This is a genomic window from Flavobacterium sp. (genome assembly GCF_017985075.1).
In the GTDB taxonomy this organism is placed as follows: Bacteria; Bacteroidota; Bacteroidia; order Flavobacteriales; family Flavobacteriaceae; genus Flavobacterium.
Genome location: NZ_JAGNYF010000042.1, coordinates 1 through 15,243 on the forward strand (window position 1 = coordinate 1; position 15,243 = coordinate 15,243).

At 31.5% G+C, this 15,243-nt stretch carries 16 protein-coding genes and 1 pseudogene; 6 read left to right on the forward strand and 11 right to left on the reverse strand.

The window, feature by feature from the left end; translation table 11 throughout:
* From KA468_RS08225 to KA468_RS08275, 11 genes and pseudogenes are all read right to left on the reverse strand, one after another.
* Window positions 1-245, reverse strand: a pseudogene (locus KA468_RS08225) (DUF421 domain-containing protein); the annotation flags it as partial.
* 112 nt (window positions 246-357) lie between these two features.
* Entirely contained in the window at window positions 358-1,290 is a 933-nt protein-coding gene (locus tag KA468_RS08230) for a DUF6620 family protein (RefSeq protein WP_291242466.1), read from the reverse strand.
* 18 nt (window positions 1,291-1,308) lie between these two features.
* A complete protein-coding gene (locus KA468_RS08235; RefSeq protein WP_291242467.1) occupies window positions 1,309-2,262 on the reverse strand; it encodes a hypothetical protein in 954 nt (317 codons plus the stop codon).
* 3 nt (window positions 2,263-2,265) lie between these two features.
* Window positions 2,266-2,517, reverse strand: a complete 252-nt coding sequence (locus KA468_RS08240; protein ID WP_291242468.1) for a hypothetical protein — start codon at window positions 2,515-2,517, stop codon at window positions 2,266-2,268.
* Window positions 2,518-2,523: 6 nt separating this feature from the next.
* On the reverse strand, window positions 2,524-3,468 hold the full coding sequence (locus KA468_RS08245; protein WP_291242469.1) for an SPFH domain-containing protein: 945 nt from the start codon (window positions 3,466-3,468) through the stop codon (window positions 2,524-2,526).
* Between the two features lie 19 nt (window positions 3,469-3,487).
* Window positions 3,488-3,814: a DUF4870 domain-containing protein gene (locus tag KA468_RS08250; RefSeq protein WP_291242470.1), complete on the reverse strand. Its 327-nt coding sequence runs from the start codon at window positions 3,812-3,814 to the stop codon at window positions 3,488-3,490.
* Between the two features lie 155 nt (window positions 3,815-3,969).
* Complete coding sequence (locus KA468_RS08255) at window positions 3,970-5,646, reverse strand: hypothetical protein (RefSeq protein ID WP_291242471.1); 1,677 nt, start codon at window positions 5,644-5,646, stop codon at window positions 3,970-3,972.
* 37 nt (window positions 5,647-5,683) lie between these two features.
* Window positions 5,684-7,042, reverse strand: coding sequence for a 30S ribosomal protein S6--L-glutamate ligase (rimK, locus tag KA468_RS08260; RefSeq protein WP_291242472.1), 1,359 nt, complete (start codon window positions 7,040-7,042; stop codon window positions 5,684-5,686).
* Window positions 7,043-7,101: 59 nt separating this feature from the next.
* Complete coding sequence (locus tag KA468_RS08265) at window positions 7,102-8,970, reverse strand: M1 family metallopeptidase (protein ID WP_291242473.1); 1,869 nt, start codon at window positions 8,968-8,970, stop codon at window positions 7,102-7,104.
* A gap of 83 nt (window positions 8,971-9,053) precedes the next feature.
* The gene (locus KA468_RS08270) at window positions 9,054-10,652 is read right to left on the reverse strand and encodes a S8 family peptidase (RefSeq protein WP_291242474.1); all 1,599 of its coding nucleotides are present in this window, start codon (window positions 10,650-10,652) and stop codon (window positions 9,054-9,056) included.
* A gap of 67 nt (window positions 10,653-10,719) precedes the next feature.
* Entirely contained in the window at window positions 10,720-11,577 is an 858-nt protein-coding gene (locus KA468_RS08275) for an MBL fold metallo-hydrolase (RefSeq protein WP_291242475.1), read from the reverse strand.
* 174 nt (window positions 11,578-11,751) lie between these two features.
* Between KA468_RS08275 and KA468_RS08280 the strand changes: the two genes are divergently transcribed.
* The 6 genes from KA468_RS08280 to sufC form a co-directional block, all read left to right on the forward strand.
* Window positions 11,752-12,081 carry an iron-sulfur cluster assembly accessory protein gene (locus KA468_RS08280; RefSeq protein ID WP_291242476.1) on the forward strand — a complete coding sequence of 110 codons (330 nt, stop codon included), beginning with the start codon at window positions 11,752-11,754 and terminating at the stop codon, window positions 12,079-12,081.
* Between the two features lie 43 nt (window positions 12,082-12,124).
* Entirely contained in the window at window positions 12,125-12,496 is a 372-nt protein-coding gene (locus tag KA468_RS08285) for a four helix bundle protein (RefSeq protein ID WP_291242477.1), read from the forward strand.
* A gap of 61 nt (window positions 12,497-12,557) precedes the next feature.
* Window positions 12,558-14,006 carry a Fe-S cluster assembly protein SufB gene (gene sufB, locus KA468_RS08290; protein WP_291242478.1) on the forward strand — a complete coding sequence of 483 codons (1,449 nt, stop codon included), beginning with the start codon at window positions 12,558-12,560 and terminating at the stop codon, window positions 14,004-14,006.
* Between the two features lie 18 nt (window positions 14,007-14,024).
* Window positions 14,025-14,222 carry a DUF2683 family protein gene (locus tag KA468_RS08295; RefSeq protein ID WP_291242479.1) on the forward strand — a complete coding sequence of 66 codons (198 nt, stop codon included), beginning with the start codon at window positions 14,025-14,027 and terminating at the stop codon, window positions 14,220-14,222.
* Window positions 14,213-14,485, forward strand: a complete 273-nt coding sequence (locus KA468_RS08300) for a Txe/YoeB family addiction module toxin (RefSeq protein WP_291242480.1) — start codon at window positions 14,213-14,215, stop codon at window positions 14,483-14,485. Before KA468_RS08295 ends, KA468_RS08300 begins: the two co-directional genes overlap by 10 nt.
* Before the next feature lie 12 nt (window positions 14,486-14,497).
* Window positions 14,498-15,243, forward strand: a 746-nt coding sequence (gene sufC / locus KA468_RS08305) for a Fe-S cluster assembly ATPase SufC (protein WP_291242481.1), incomplete at its 3' end; no start/stop codon positions are given.

Below are 15,243 nucleotides of genomic sequence, written 5' to 3' on the forward strand. Positions count from 1 at the left end.
TTATTTAAAACTTTTTTGAAAATAAAATTAATAGAAAACAAAGAAAACGCAGCAATTATTCCACCTTCTAGGCTAATGTCGCTTCCCACCATTGCATTTTGAACGGCGTTACTAATTAATAAAATTAGTACAATATCTGCAGGATTTAATTGTGATAGTTCTTTTTTACCAAAAATGCGCAAAGCAACTACCATAAAAAAATATACAGCAATACTTCGAAATACAATATCTAAATATGCAAACATTTTTTTTCTTCAAACGTACATATTTTATATTAAAAACATATACAATTGTATTAAAAAAAAATAGCTTTGTCAAAACTTAGGAAAATTTTGACAAAGCGAATAGATTTAAGGTCTAAAAATCTACGTCATCAGCAACATTTCCCCCTTGTTCTGATGCGAATTTCTCTGCATACTCTTTTTGTTTTTCATCTTGATAATCCATGCACTCACGAACATAATTGGAATCGAAATTTTGGTTTTGAATCTCCATATATTTCATGGCAACCGATTGAAAATCTCCTAGTCCGACACCAAAATTATCCAAAATCCATTGTGCACCATCCATACCATATTCATAAGCCGCTTGACGTGCACCAGATAGTTCATAATAGAAATACACGTCGTTTTTCAAACGTTCTAAGTTAGCTTCTCCTTCTTCGGATAAATTGGATTTAAGACCTTGAAGTTTAGGATGTTGGTCGGCTTCTCCATAATATTGACCAAACAAAACGGACACGCTATAAGTAGTATCCTCTGCCATTCGAGCAGGCCATACTGTATTGACTTCGCCCCAAATTGTAGCATCAATTCCAAAAGCGTTGTAAATGTCATTCTCAGCAGCACCTGAACCTAATTTTGCGCAAATAGCAGCATAATCTCTTAAAGAAATACCATGAACTGCTGCCAATAAAGGATTTGATTCATCTTCAACAGCATTACCCATTGTAGCAAAACCATGATGAGCTATGGAATTTTTGTTATCAAATCGAATAAATTGATCTGAATCACACTCATTCCAAGCCATATAAACATCTCTACGATAGTTGAAATACACATTGTTGATTTCGCTTTGACTCGTTATGCCTTCTTGTTCAATCCAATCTTGGGCTAATCGTTCTACTTCGTCTTCAAAATCATCAACATCATAATGTGTTCCATGAAGTGTTTCTGGGTCGTATTCTAATTCGAAATATTCATTTTCAAAATCATCGTTTTCAAATTGGTTGTTTTCTTGATTTTGATTTTCTTCGTTGCTCTTTGATGAGCCAAATAAATTGTTTAACATAAGGGGTAGATTTAGGGATTAATTATTATATATACTTGTTAATTCATTTTGTAAACGAGTTTCCAAATGGTCTGCCAAATCAGGTGTGATTTTTTTCCATTCGGCAAATTTTTTCTGCAAATAGTCGATTTTAAATAAAGGCGTATTTTTAATTGATTCTTGCCTTTTGGCTTCCAAATCAGCTATTTTGGCTTCGGTTTCAGCTTTAATTTTACTGTCTTTTTCAAAATTCAGACTTAATTTAAGCGGATGCATTTCATGATAATAGAACCGCTCTTTTTGGGATTCTTTCTCGTATTTTTCATATAAATCTGAAGCTCTTTGATGTGCCAAATCTTGTGCAAAATGTTGCAACATTCGGGCTTGCGTACTCGGCTCAAAGGTATTTTGCGTTTGACAAGCTGAACAATTCAAATGCACGTTGATAAAGAATATTTTTTCAATAGAAATAGGGCTTCCGCATTGTTTACAATGAAATTTATCTTTGATGGCAGCGTATTCATCTAATACTTTTTGGTACGCAATTTCATAATCTTCATAATCAGTCGCGTCAACGGCATTTCTAGCAGCTTGATATTTCTCTTCAAATAAATTATATCGGCTTCTACAATCATTTCGGAAAGCATCTAATACATCTCTGTCTTTGTCTTTGGGCGAATAGTTGTGCTTAATTTCATGATACACATCTAAAATTTTATCATCATGAACGTCATACACCTTTTTGCGAATGTTTTCTAATTGCCCGTCAATCCCTGATTTCATACGATGAAAATCCATCTTGAAACTTTCCTCTGTGCTGTTTCGCATTTCGGTCAATTCAGGAATTGCGGCTTCAGTAAGTTCCTGCATTCGTATTTCAATTTTGTCTAAAAAATCAAAAAAACGTTGTTGGTTTTCTTGAATTTGAGGCAACCATTCTGATGAAAAGGAAACATTGCTTTCGTTGTTGTTTTTATTGAATAATCCGAACATAATTTACTGTTTTGAGTTGTCTTCTTTTTTTAAAAATAATCCGTCAGTAATTTCAACTGAAATGAATTCGTGACCGCAGTAGGCACAATGCGTCAATCCGTCTTGTTTGGCACGTCCTGCACCACAATTAGGGCAATCAGCGGCACCTAGTTTAGCTTCTTTAAACGCATTATTTTCGTCAATTCCATACGATTTTTGGCTTTGGGCTTTCAGCTTCATTTTCTCAACAAATGAAAGTGGTTTTTTCTCTTCCATAACAGTTTATAATTTGCTTAGTAAATCGGCTTTTTTTGTTTTGAATTCTTCTTCGTCTAAAACACCTGCATCAAATAAATCTTTGAGTTGTTTTAATTTAACAGGAATATCTTCGACAGCAGCAACAGGAGCTTGATTTTGCATTTGTTGCATCATCATATTGAGCATCGCGCCTTGTTGTACGGCATCATTCAAACCACTTTTACCATCGCCAATAGCTGATGCGGTGTTGAACTGGGTAAACTTATCCATGTCCTTTACCATATTGATATTGGTCATTTTGTCGTAATGTGCCGTTACTTCTTCGGGCAAGGTTACACTTGTGATAATGAATTGCGTCAATTCAATTCCCAATTGCGAAAAGTAGGTTTTTAGTTCAGGCTCTACTCGTTTACTTAAATCCGAAATATTTCCTGCCACATCGGTAACGGCTAAATTTTGATTGGCAAGGACTTCTCCAAATTTTGGAGCCACAAAATCGCGCAATTGAGCTTGGAGTTCAAACAAAGTCAGTTGAAAATAGGTACCGCAATATTGACGGAAAAAAGTTGCTACATCAGCAATTTTAAAATCAAAACTTCCAAAGGCACGAATACGTACTTGTCCAAATTCGGGATCTTTCATCAAAATAGGGGCTGGCGTTCCCCATTTATTATTGATGAATTGATGCGTGTTGAAAAAGTAGATATCGGCTTTAAAAGGACTTTCAAAACCGTATTTCCAACCTTTTAATCGGCTCAAAAGCGGAATATTTTCTGTGGAAAGTGTGTGCAATCCAGGTCCAAAAACATCTGCCAATTGTCCTTCATTAAGAAACATGGCGTGTTGGGTTTCCCTCACGGTTAACTTCGCACCGTTTTTAATTTCTTGGTCTTCGTCAGTATATTTCCACATTAACAGATTGGGATCTGGAGTAGTGGCTTCAATAATTTCAATAAAAGGGGCTTTCATCTAATTCAATTTAAAAAGATTAAATAAAATTAAATTTTGACGTAAATAATTTTCCAATAACAGGAAGTGGCGTTTCTTGTTCTTTATTTGCATTAATAATTCCAATAATCATTAAAATAAAAAACACTAATCCAACCAATGAAAGAATTGTTGCGATTGCAGGAATAACTATTGCAATAATGGTGGTTACAATATTAAAAAATATGGTAACAATTGCTAAACCGAAAGATTGTTTTAGATGGAATTTAACCAACGAATCTCTTTGTTGGTCTTTTGTACTTAAATAAGAAATTAACCATCCTATGATGGTAATGTAAGAAACAATAGATGCTGTTTTTTTGTTCATGATTTTATGTTTTAAAATTATGAAGCAAAACTATTTTTATTACTATTAAAACAATAATAACAGGAGTCTATAAAGCGTCTATTGCAAAAAAAAGCGTGTCTATTAAACGACTACAATAATGTTAATTTACTGAAAATAAGATATTTAAAAAAACGCTATTTTGTGCTTTGAATAAATGCATCTAAATCTTCGTTTTTAGAAAGTTGTAGTTTTTGTTTAATTCTGTAACGCGCCATCCGAATACTTTTTGGTTCAACGTTCATTTGAGAAGCCATTTCTTTATTAGTTACTTTCATCAATATAAATCCGCAGTATTTAAGATCCAATTGGGTAAGCGAAAGATTGGCTTTTTCTTGTAAACGATTAAAAAAGTCAGGGTAAATAGTATTGAAATTATTTTTAAATTTTTCAAAATCATCATCTACAGCTAAACCTGCATCAATTGTTTTAAAAATTGTAGTATTAATAGTGGCATGCTGTTCTTTATTTTGAACTAATAATTTATCTTTAAGTTCATTTAAAATTTCATTTTTCTTTTCTAAATGCAGGACACTATTTATGAGTTCTTTCTGGGTTTGTTCCTTTTCTTTTTGAAGTTTATTCTTTTTTTGTTCTAAATATATTTGTTTAATAATAGTTGATTTTCTGTAATAAATAAATAAGCCTATACCTAATAAAATTGCAATTAGTGATAAAAGTATTAGTCCATCTTTAAGTTGGTTTTTTCTGGAAAGTAAAGTGATTTTTTCTTCTTTATTTTGCAAATCATATTTAGCCATAGCATTTTGAATTGCATTTTCTCTTTCATTTTTATTTGCAAAATTCGTAGCCTCTTGAAATAACACATCATATTTATGATAGGCAATAAAATCTTTTTTTAATGCGGCAATTTCCTTTAAATTAGTATAAAATTTTGTTTCGGTTTCATATTCTTTAAAAGGAAGGGTTTTTAAATAAGAAATACCCTTTAAAAAGCTGTTTTCTGCGTCATTTAATTTGCGATTGTTTTGATAAAGAAGTCCTTTAATACCATAACAATTTCTAACAACACTTACTATCCCATATTTTTCTGCATAAGTTAAAGCTTCATTTACTAAAAATAAAATTTTAGTTTCAGAGTGGTTAGTTGCTACTAAAAAATTTGCGTAATTTAGATAAGCAACAGCAACATTCATTTTGTTTAACGAGTTTTGATTTGCTAGTTGAATTGTTTTTTCAAAAGAAGCAATTACTTTTTCAATAGGTACTACTTTTGAGTTAGTTTCAAATTGCTGTTTGAGATAGGTTGAATTACAAATTTGAGCCTCTAATTTCACATCCCTATTGTTTGATTTTAAAGCATAAATAGTAGCTTTATCAAGAAATTTCTTGTTAATAAATTCACCAGAATACGCAATACCAATGGCACTTAACGCTGCAAAAGTATAATTTTTAGTTTGTTCAAAATAAGTTAATGATTTGAGTAAATCTTCACCAAAATCAATTTCATCAATGTAATATTTATAGCGATAAAGTGCATAGTAATAATAGCCTAACGTAGTAGCATCCTTTATTTCAGGAATTAATGCTTTTGCTTTTTCAATGGCTTCTTTAGCAGGTTGCAACTTTTTTAAGCGTAGATACGTTAATGCCAAAAAGCTGTTTGAAATACATTCTACTTGCTTATTCTTTTTTGAAAATGCTTCTTGATAAATCTTTTTTTGCTTGAAAATAGATGCAGAACTGTCTATATATCTATTGTTGTAAGCTTTAATTATCTCTTGTTCTTGTGCAAAAATTTGGGGAAATTGCAAAAACAAAAATAAAATTAGTAACGTTTTTTTTTGAATCATGTAGGTTTTTTTGGAAGGGCTAAATTGGTTTATATTTTCATTTAAAGTTTTTTTCAATAGCTTTTATCATTTCACCGGCAATATCTTTTTGAGTGGCGCCTTCAATTCCTTCTAATCCAGGAGATGAATTCACTTCTAATAACAAAGGTCCTTTAGATGAACGAATAATATCTACTCCTGCAACTTTTAAATTCATCGCTTTGGCTGCTTTTATGGCAATTCTTTTTTCATCAGCGGTAACTTTAACTATGGATGCCGTACCTCCTAAATGAATATTTGCACGAAATTCGCCAGGTGCCGCTTCTCGTTGCATCGCAGCTACTACTTTTCCGTCTACAACAAACAAACGTAAATCTTTTCCGTTAGCTTCCTTAATAAATTCTTGTACTAAGATATTAGCATTTAAACTTTTAAAGGCATTAATAACAGATTCAGCGGCTTTTTTAGTTTCTGCTAAAACTACTCCTTTTCCTTGTGTTCCTTCAAGTAATTTCACAATTAATGGCGAACCACCTACCATTTTTATTAAATCGTCGGTATCTAATGGTGAATTTGCGAAACCTGTAGTGGGTATATCTACTTCATTATTCAATAATAATTGAAGTGAAAATAATTTATCTCGAGATTGTGTTATGGCTGCTGCATTGTTTAAAGCATACACTTTTAGAGCTTCAAATTGTCTGGTTAAGGCACATCCGTAATACGTCATACTTGGACGAATACGAGGGATAATGGCGTCAAAATCTTTTAAAACCAAACCACCTCTATAGTGAATTTCAGGATTAGAAGCACTTAACTTCATATAACAATATTTGATGTTTAAAAAATGCATTTCATGTCCACGCATTTCTCCAGCTTCAATAATACGTCGGTTGCTATATAAATCTGGGTTACTTGCTAATAGACCAATTTTTAATCCTTTTTTCTCAGGTTCACTATAATAAAATTCTTTTAGACTTTCTGTTGTTGGCTGACCTAATTCAAACTTTTTTTCGGGGTCAACTATCAATCTTCCCACCATTGCTTCTCGTCCTAAAAGCATTCTGAAACCCATAGAATCTCTGTTGGTAAGTGTTACCTCAACTTGCCAATTATGACTTCCTAATCCTACTTCTGTCCGAATTACATATCTTTTCTCTCTGGTACCATTGGAACTTTTTACAATTCGTTGATCTACTAATTGTGCTTCACAATGAATGATTGATTTTGAATTATTTTGGATCGGATTGATATCAAATTTCAACCATTCTTCTCCATTTTTATCAAATACTTTGATATTAATAGCGTGTAACGCAGATGTTTTAGCTCCAGAATCGACACGAGCTTTTATTGCGGGAATTCCTAATTGTGGGAACGAACACCATTCTTCACTACCTATTAATGTTTTATCTTGCATTTGCGAATAATTTAAAATCTAATATAGTATTATTTTTAATGTAATATGCTATCTAATTGTTATTTTTTTGGAAATATATTGTCTTCCTTTTTAACATCTGCCATTAAATCACTTGGATCAATAACCACTGATTTTATAGCACCTTTATTTGAATTTATATCAATGGTGTAAGTAGGAATCGCCCAATCCCAACCTGATAAAACGTTTCTGTTATATGTATACGGATTTGGTTTTTCCCAGCGCATTAGCGTATTTGGAATGTAGAAATATTCTTTTGTTCCGTTTTCAAATTCTACGATTACATCAAGAGGCATCGGCATTCTCCCTTTTCTCTCTAAAACGATTTTATTATTTTCTACAGACTTAATAGTATAGTCTATTGTATTTGTAGTTTGTGTCCATTCGTTTAAATACCAATCTAAATTGGCACCTGAAACTTTTTCAGCAGTTCGCTTAATATCATTTGGAGTTGGATGTGTAAATTTATAATCCGAATAATATTTTTTAATCGTTTTATCTAAATTTTCTTGTCCAATAACGTAACCCAATTGTGCTAAGAATATTTCACCTTTACTATATGCCCCAATTCCATACGATTGATTAAAATCGTATCTATCCGCATGCGTGGTTAATGGTTGTTCTTTTCCTGAATTGGCTAAAAAAACATAGTTATTGTACGAATCTGCAAACGGGCTTTCTGGTTCTTTTGGAGGTAAAATTTCGTTCATAGCTAAATTAGAAATATATGAAGTAAAACCTTCATCCATCCAACAATGTTTTGATTCATTAGTCGCCAAAATATGTTGAAACCAACTATGCGCAAATTCATGAGCGGTTACACCAACCAAACTGCCATAACTTCTATTTCCTGTAATCAAAGTACACATAGCATATTCCATACCACCATCGCCACCTTGAATAACGGAATATTGTTTGTACGGATATTGTCCTACATTTTTATTGAAATAGGCTAATAATTCAGCGGTTTTAGGCTGCATTTTTTTCCAATTTTCTATGTTCTCTTTTTTGTTTTTATAGAAGAAGTGTAATTCTGTTTCATTTTCACCCATAATTTTATCATGAATGTATTCTGGATCTGCACCCCAAGCAAAATCATGAACGTTTGGTGCTATGAAATGCCAAGTTAATGATGATGTTTTTTTCGGATAAGTAACCACAACACCTGCGTCTTCATACCCTTTTCCAATTTCGTTTTTATTTTGAAGATAACCTGTACTTCCTATAGTATAGTCTTTATCAATAGTAATTTTTACATCAAAATTTCCCCAAACACCATGAAATTCTCTTGCTATATAGGTGTCTGCATGCCAGCCTTCAAAATCATATTCAGCCATTTTAGGATACCATTGTGTCATGGAAAGCGCTACATTTTCTTCTGAATTTCTTCCAGAACGACGAATTTGAAGTGGTACTTGCCCATCAAAATCTAATGTAAAAGCGGAACTTGATTTAGGTAAAATTGCTTGGGGCAAAGTAACTTCTAAAATAGTCCCTACTACTCTACTTTGCGCAGCAATTCCATTTTGTTTGCAATTTGAAACCAACAAATATCCAATTTCGTTTGGCTTCAAAGTACTTATTCTACTTTCCTTAATTTCTTTTTTATCTTTTGTAAATTTTCTAACCATACGTTTGTCTGGATCTGAAATAGTTTGCAAACGCATATCCATAGCACTTCCTGGCTGAAACGCATTTGGATACAAATGAAAGTAGACTTTCTTCAACGTATCAGGTGAATTATTTGTGTAAATTAGTTCTTGATTTCCTTTATATTGGTATTTTTTCACATCCATATTCACATTCATTTTATAATCAACATGTTGTTGCCAATATCCTGAATTTGGATTGTTTTGTGCGAAGGAAATTCCTGTTAAAAGAATTAAAAAATGTTTAAATATATTTTTCATTTGTAATAATTTGACTTAAATAAGAAAACCACAAAGATAAACGACTAGGTATCTCTTTGTGGTTATTATTTGTTTTTATTTGATTATTTTTTTGTCATTTTTTCAGCTAATAATAAGGCGTTATAGGCGTTTACTATTTTTCCTGATTTAGACACTTCAGAAAAATTTACTTTCTTTTTATCTTCACCTACAGAAATCATATTTTTTAACGATGTACCACTTTCCATAATAATTTGTTTCACCTGAACGGCTGACAAACTAGAATAATACGAACGAACTAATGCGGCAACACCGGCTACATTTGGTGAAGCCATTGAAGTACCTTGCAAATATTCGTAGGTATTTAAAGGAGTAGTTGCGTAAATTTTTTCACCTGGTGCAAAAATATCAACATTATTTTTTCCATAATTTGAAAAAGAAGCTACCATTTTAGACCCATAATCTGGAGTAAGTGCACCAATAATTAAAACGTTATTAGCAAATTCAGGAGAACCATCATACGTGTCATTTGGATATTTATTAGTTACATCTAAATCATATGATTCGTTTCCTGCAGCAATTACTACAAGTACATCTTTAGATGCCGCATATTTTATGGCATCTATAACCCATTCTTTGTTTTGAGAAAAATATTTTCCAAAAGAACCATTGATTACTTTTGCTCCATTATCTACTGCATAACGAATGGCTAATGCGATATCTTTATCGTATTCATCACCATCAGGAACCGCTCGAACTGCCATAATTGAAACAACAGAGCTTGCTACTCCATCGCCACCTTTTTTATTGCCTCTAACTTGAGCTACAATACCTGCAACATGTGTACCATGTTTTGCTTCTTTTGGCTCAGGTCCTACGACATTATTGTTACCGTATTTTGTATCTTTAATATCATCTGGATTGTCGCCAACTATTTTTCTACCATCGTATGCTACATTCAAATTATAATTTAATTGCCCATAAACATGGTCTTTAAAATCAATAATTTCTTTATCAAAATCAGCTTTAGTCATTCCAGTTAAAAACTGAGAAAACATCGCTTTTGCTTGTAACAAACTTTGATCTTTAGTATCAATTTTTTTAACTTCCTCTAAAGTAAAGTTATCTTTTTTAAGATGCGATTTAATAGCTTTTTCAGCGTTTAAAATCATATCTAATTGCTGCTTATCTTGTTGCAATCCTTTAATATCTTCTTCTAATTTTGCTTTTGCTCTTTCATAATCAGGAGTATTTGGTCCTTTTTTTACAATACGCGTCATTTCTAATTGCTCATGAACAGCATCGCCTAAAAAATTCCAACCATTAATATCATCAATATACCCATTTTTATCATCGTCAATATTATTTCCAGCAATTTCTTTGAGATTAGTCCAAATAACAGATTTTAAATCTTCGTGATTAATATCTACACCAGAATCTACAATACCAACAATCACTTTCGTTCCTTTTTTTCCTTTTAATACTTCAGCATACGCTTTATCCACACTCATACCTGGTACGGTGTCTTTTATTATGTCTAAATGACTCCAACGCTGTAAGTCTTTTTCTTTTAATGGCGTTGTTTTTAATGGCATTTTATCAATATTCTCAACTGGAGTTGAAACCATTTTAGCAGATCCGCAACCAGATAAAACGATTGCTAAGGCAAATGATAGATATAAAGGTTTAAATTGAATTTTCATATTCGTATAATTTTATTTAATTTGATAATTAGTAAGTATTTCAAAAGGTTTGTTACAAATAAAAAAATTAAAAGATATCTTCACATCTAAAAACTTCTTTTAATCTTACCCCTTTTTCTGTTTTTTCTACAGTTATTATTTCATTATGAGCATCGTGTTCTAAAAATAAATAATAATTATTTTCTGCAGCTGCATTCATAAATTTTGCTTTTTCATCCATAGTTAAAAGCGGTCTGGTATCGTATCCCATAACATATGGAATAGGAATATGACCAGCTGTAGCTAATAAATCGGCACAAAAAACAATAGTTTTTCCTTTGTAATTAATATGCGGAAGCATTTGTTTTTCGGTATGTCCATCAGCAAAAAAGATGCCAAAATCTAATTCTGAAGTAGTTAAAAAATCACCCTCAGTACGATTTATAAATTTCAACTGACCGCTTTCTTGCATTGGCAAAATATTTTCATTTAAAAAAGAAGCTTTTTCACGAGAATTAGGTTGAGTTGCCCATTCCCAATGGTTTTTATTTGTCCAAAAGTTTGCATTTTTAAAAGCCACTTCATAACCTGTTTTGTCGTGATTCCAATTTACAGAACCACCACAATGGTCAAAGTGTAAATGCGTCATAAAAACATCTGTGATATCATCTTTATGAAATCCATATTTAGCTAATGATTTGTCTAAACTTTCGTCACCCCAAAGAGAATAATAGCCAAAAAACTTATCAGATTGTTTATTTCCCATTCCGGTATCTATTAATGTAAGCTTATTTCCATCTTCAATTAGCAAACATCTGGCGGCAATATCTATTAAATTATTAGCATCAGCAGGATTGGTTTTATTCCATATTGTTTTGGGAACAACACCAAACATAGCACCGCCGTCTAACTTAAAATTTCCTGCTTCTATTGGATATAATTTCATGATTTATTTTTTTTTGCCAAATTACAAAATTTTCAATAAAAGAAAACTATGAAAATATAAGTTATAAAAATGTTATAAACCTTGTAAAAAGTTTTTTATGGTTTATCTTTGCAGAGTTAATTTAGACAAAATCAAAATAAGGAATACGTAACAAATATAATTAATAACTAAGTTATGATAAAAGTATCTGAATCTGCAAGTAAAAAAATTATTGATATGATGAAAGAAGAAGGTTTTGATGCTGCAACTGATTATGTCCGTGTTGGTGTAAAAAGTGGCGGTTGTTCTGGACTTTCTTATGAATTAAAATTTGATAAAGAGTTAGGCGAAAATGATAAAGTTTTCGAAGATAGTAATGTTAAAATTGCTGTTGAAAAAAAATCATTTTTATATTTAGCTGGAACTATTTTAGAATTCTCAGGAGGCTTAAACGGAAAAGGGTTTGTTTTTAACAATCCAAATGCACAAAGAACGTGTGGGTGTGGGGAAAGTTTTTCGCTTTAAATCAATAGATTAAAAAATTCAATGATTTAAAGATTTAAAGATTATGACAAAATCTTTTGAGGAGTTTGAGGTACACAAAAAGGGAGTTGTATTAACGAAACTAATTTTTAGTTTAGTAAAAAACACTTCATTGGATAAGGAATATGGTTTTAAAGATCAAATAAAAAGAGCTGTAGTTTCAATAACGAATAATATTGCAGAAGGATCAGAATATAACAATAATAAGCAATTTGTAAGATATTTAAAAATTGCAAAAGGAAGTTGTGCTGAAGTAAGAAATATGCTAATTTTAGCAAAAGAATTAGAATTGTGTTCTGAAGACGAAATACAGAAAAGTTTAAATCTGACAATTGAAATTTCTCAGAATATTTCAAATTTCATAAAATATTTGAACACAAAATTAAATACAAAATAAATGATTAATGAGTTTAAAGAATTTTTCAATCTTTAAATTATTAAATCTTTAAATAATTAAAATGAGTAAATACACAGAAGACGATTTAAAAGTCGAATTAGAAAATAAAGAATACGAATACGGATTTTATACTGAATTAGAATCGGAAACGTTTCCTATTGGTTTAAACGAAGACATTGTACGTGCGATTTCTATAAAGAAAAACGAACCACAATGGATGACCGATTGGCGTTTAGAAGCATTCGCCGCTTGGAAACAAATGGAAGAACCAGAATGGGCAAATGTTAAGTATACAAAACCAGATTTTCAAGCTATTGCCTATTATTCGGCACCAAAAAAATCGGATCCAAATAAAACATTAGATGATGTTGATGCGGAATTATTAGAAATGTACAAAAAACTTGGAATTTCTATTGACGAACAGAAAAAAATGAATAATGTAGCAATGGATATAGTAGTTGATTCTGTTTCAGTAGCTACCACATTCAAAAAAACATTAGGTGAAAAAGGGATTATTTTTTGTCCTATTTCAGAAGCCATTCAAGAACATCCCGAATTAGTTAAAAAGTATTTAGGAACTATTGTACCGCAAAAAGATAATTTTTACGCAGCTTTAAATTCAGCCGTTTTCTCTGATGGAAGTTTTTGTTATATTCCAAAAGGCGTAAAATGTCCAATGGAATTATCAACTTATTTTAGAATTAATCAAGGAGGAACAGGACAGTTTGAAAGAACTTTAGTAATTGCCGACGAAGGAAGTTATGTCTCTTATCTTGAAGGATGTACAGCTCCAAGTCGTGATGAAAATCAACTTCACGCTGCGGTTGTAGAATTAATTGCTTTAGACGATGCTGAAATAAAATATTCGACCGTTCAAAACTGGTATCCTGGAAATAAAGAAGGTAAAGGTGGTGTATTCAATTTTGTAACCAAAAGAGGTTTATGTGAGAAAAACGCAAAAATATCTTGGACACAAGTTGAAACAGGTTCTGCTGTAACTTGGAAATATCCATCTTGTGTTTTAAAAGGAGATAATTCTATTGGTGAATTCTACTCTATCGCTGTAACAAATAATTTCCAACAAGCGGATACGGGAACAAAAATGATTCATTTAGGTAAAAATACTAAATCAACCATTATTTCAAAAGGAATTTCAGCTGGTAAATCTCAAAATAGTTACCGTGGATTGGTTCAAATAAGTAAAAACGCTGATAATGCCCGAAACTTTTCGCAATGTGATAGTTTACTTATGGGTAATAATTGTGGCGCACATACTTTTCCGTATATAGAAAGTAAAAATACAAGTGCAAAAATAGAACACGAAGCCACGACTTCAAAAATTGGAGAAGATCAAGTATTTTATTGCAACCAAAGAGGAATTCCAACAGAAAAAGCAATTGCTTTAATAGTAAATGGTTTCAGTAAAGAAGTCTTAAATAAATTACCAATGGAATTTGCTGTGGAAGCTCAAAAATTATTGGAAATTAGTTTAGAAGGAAGTGTGGGATAAAATTTAAAAAGATTAGTTATGGATTTAGTTTTAAAAAACGTTAAGAAAAAAGATTTTCCTGTTTTAAAATCTTTAGCAAAAGCACTTGGTTTTGAAATTATTGATAAAATCGAAAAACCATATAATCCAGAATTTGTTAAAGAAATTTTGGATGCAGAAAAAAGTATAAAAGATGGTAAAGGTGTCAAGATAAATTTAGAAGACTTGTGGAAGTAATCTATTCAGTTAAAGCTCAAAAAGACAGAGAATTTTGGAAAAAATCTGGCAATAAAGCAATAATGAATAAAATTTCTGCTTTAATTAAAGATATTCAAAAACATCCTTTTGAAGGCATCGGAAAACCTGAACCTTTAAAATATCAGTTAACTGGAAAGTGGTCAAGAAGAATTAATCAAGAACATCGAATCATTTATCAAGTTATAGACGAAAACACAATAGAAATTTTAAATATTTTGTCTTTAAAAGGACATTACGAATAATAAAAAAACAATATGTTACAAATTAAAAACTTACATGCTTCAGTTGAAGACAAGGAAATATTAAAAGGAATTAATTTAGAAGTAAAAGCGGGAGAAGTTCACGCCATTATGGGACCAAATGGTGCTGGAAAAAGTACCCTTTCATCTATAATTGCTGGGAACGAAAACTATAACGTAACTGCTGGCGAAATTATTTTAGAAGGTGAAGATATTTCAGAATTAGCTCCAGAAGAAAGAGCTCATAAAGGGGTTTTCTTATCTTTTCAATATCCGGTAGAAATACCTGGAGTTTCGGTAACGAATTTTATGAAAACGGCTATTAATGAATCGCGTAAAGCACGTGGACAAGAAGATATGCCTGCTAATGAAATGTTGAAATTAATTCGTGAAAAATCAGAATTGTTAGAAATTGACAGAAAATTTTTATCACGTTCACTTAACGAAGGATTTTCTGGTGGTGAGAAAAAACGTAATGAAATTTTTCAAATGGCGATGTTAGAACCAAAATTAGCTATTCTTGACGAAACAGATTCTGGTTTAGATATTGATGCTTTACGTATTGTTGCTAATGGTGTGAACAAACTAAAAAATGAAACCAATGCCGTTTTAGTTATTACGCACTACCAAAGATTATTAGATTATATAGTTCCTGATTTTGTACACGTTTTAATGGATGGAAAAATCGTTAAATCTGGCGATGCCTCTTTAGCATTAGAATTAGAAGAAAAAGGATACGATTGGATTAAAAACGAAGTAGT

What these genes read in the sequence shown, in the direction of transcription:
- KA468_RS08230 (WP_291242466.1), bottom strand. Translation starts at nt 1,290, where the DNA reads ATGTTAAACAATTTATTTGGCTCATCAAAGAGCAACGAAGAAAATCAA.
- KA468_RS08235 (WP_291242467.1), bottom strand. Translation starts at nt 2,262, where the DNA reads ATGTTCGGATTATTCAATAAAAACAACAACGAAAGCAATGTTTCCTTT.
- KA468_RS08240 (WP_291242468.1), bottom strand. Translation starts at nt 2,517, where the DNA reads ATGGAAGAGAAAAAACCACTTTCATTTGTTGAGAAAATGAAGCTGAAA.
- KA468_RS08245 (WP_291242469.1), bottom strand. Translation starts at nt 3,468, where the DNA reads ATGAAAGCCCCTTTTATTGAAATTATTGAAGCCACTACTCCAGATCCC.
- KA468_RS08250 (WP_291242470.1), bottom strand. Translation starts at nt 3,814, where the DNA reads ATGAACAAAAAAACAGCATCTATTGTTTCTTACATTACCATCATAGGA.
- KA468_RS08255 (WP_291242471.1), bottom strand. Translation starts at nt 5,646, where the DNA reads ATGATTCAAAAAAAAACGTTACTAATTTTATTTTTGTTTTTGCAATTT.
- rimK (WP_291242472.1), bottom strand. Translation starts at nt 7,042, where the DNA reads ATGCAAGATAAAACATTAATAGGTAGTGAAGAATGGTGTTCGTTCCCA.
- KA468_RS08265 (WP_291242473.1), bottom strand. Translation starts at nt 8,970, where the DNA reads ATGAAAAATATATTTAAACATTTTTTAATTCTTTTAACAGGAATTTCC.
- KA468_RS08270 (WP_291242474.1), bottom strand. Translation starts at nt 10,652, where the DNA reads ATGAAAATTCAATTTAAACCTTTATATCTATCATTTGCCTTAGCAATC.
- KA468_RS08275 (WP_291242475.1), bottom strand. Translation starts at nt 11,577, where the DNA reads ATGAAATTATATCCAATAGAAGCAGGAAATTTTAAGTTAGACGGCGGT.
- KA468_RS08280 (WP_291242476.1), top strand. Translation starts at nt 11,752, where the DNA reads ATGATAAAAGTATCTGAATCTGCAAGTAAAAAAATTATTGATATGATG.
- KA468_RS08285 (WP_291242477.1), top strand. Translation starts at nt 12,125, where the DNA reads ATGACAAAATCTTTTGAGGAGTTTGAGGTACACAAAAAGGGAGTTGTA.
- sufB (WP_291242478.1), top strand. Translation starts at nt 12,558, where the DNA reads ATGAGTAAATACACAGAAGACGATTTAAAAGTCGAATTAGAAAATAAA.
- KA468_RS08295 (WP_291242479.1), top strand. Translation starts at nt 14,025, where the DNA reads ATGGATTTAGTTTTAAAAAACGTTAAGAAAAAAGATTTTCCTGTTTTA.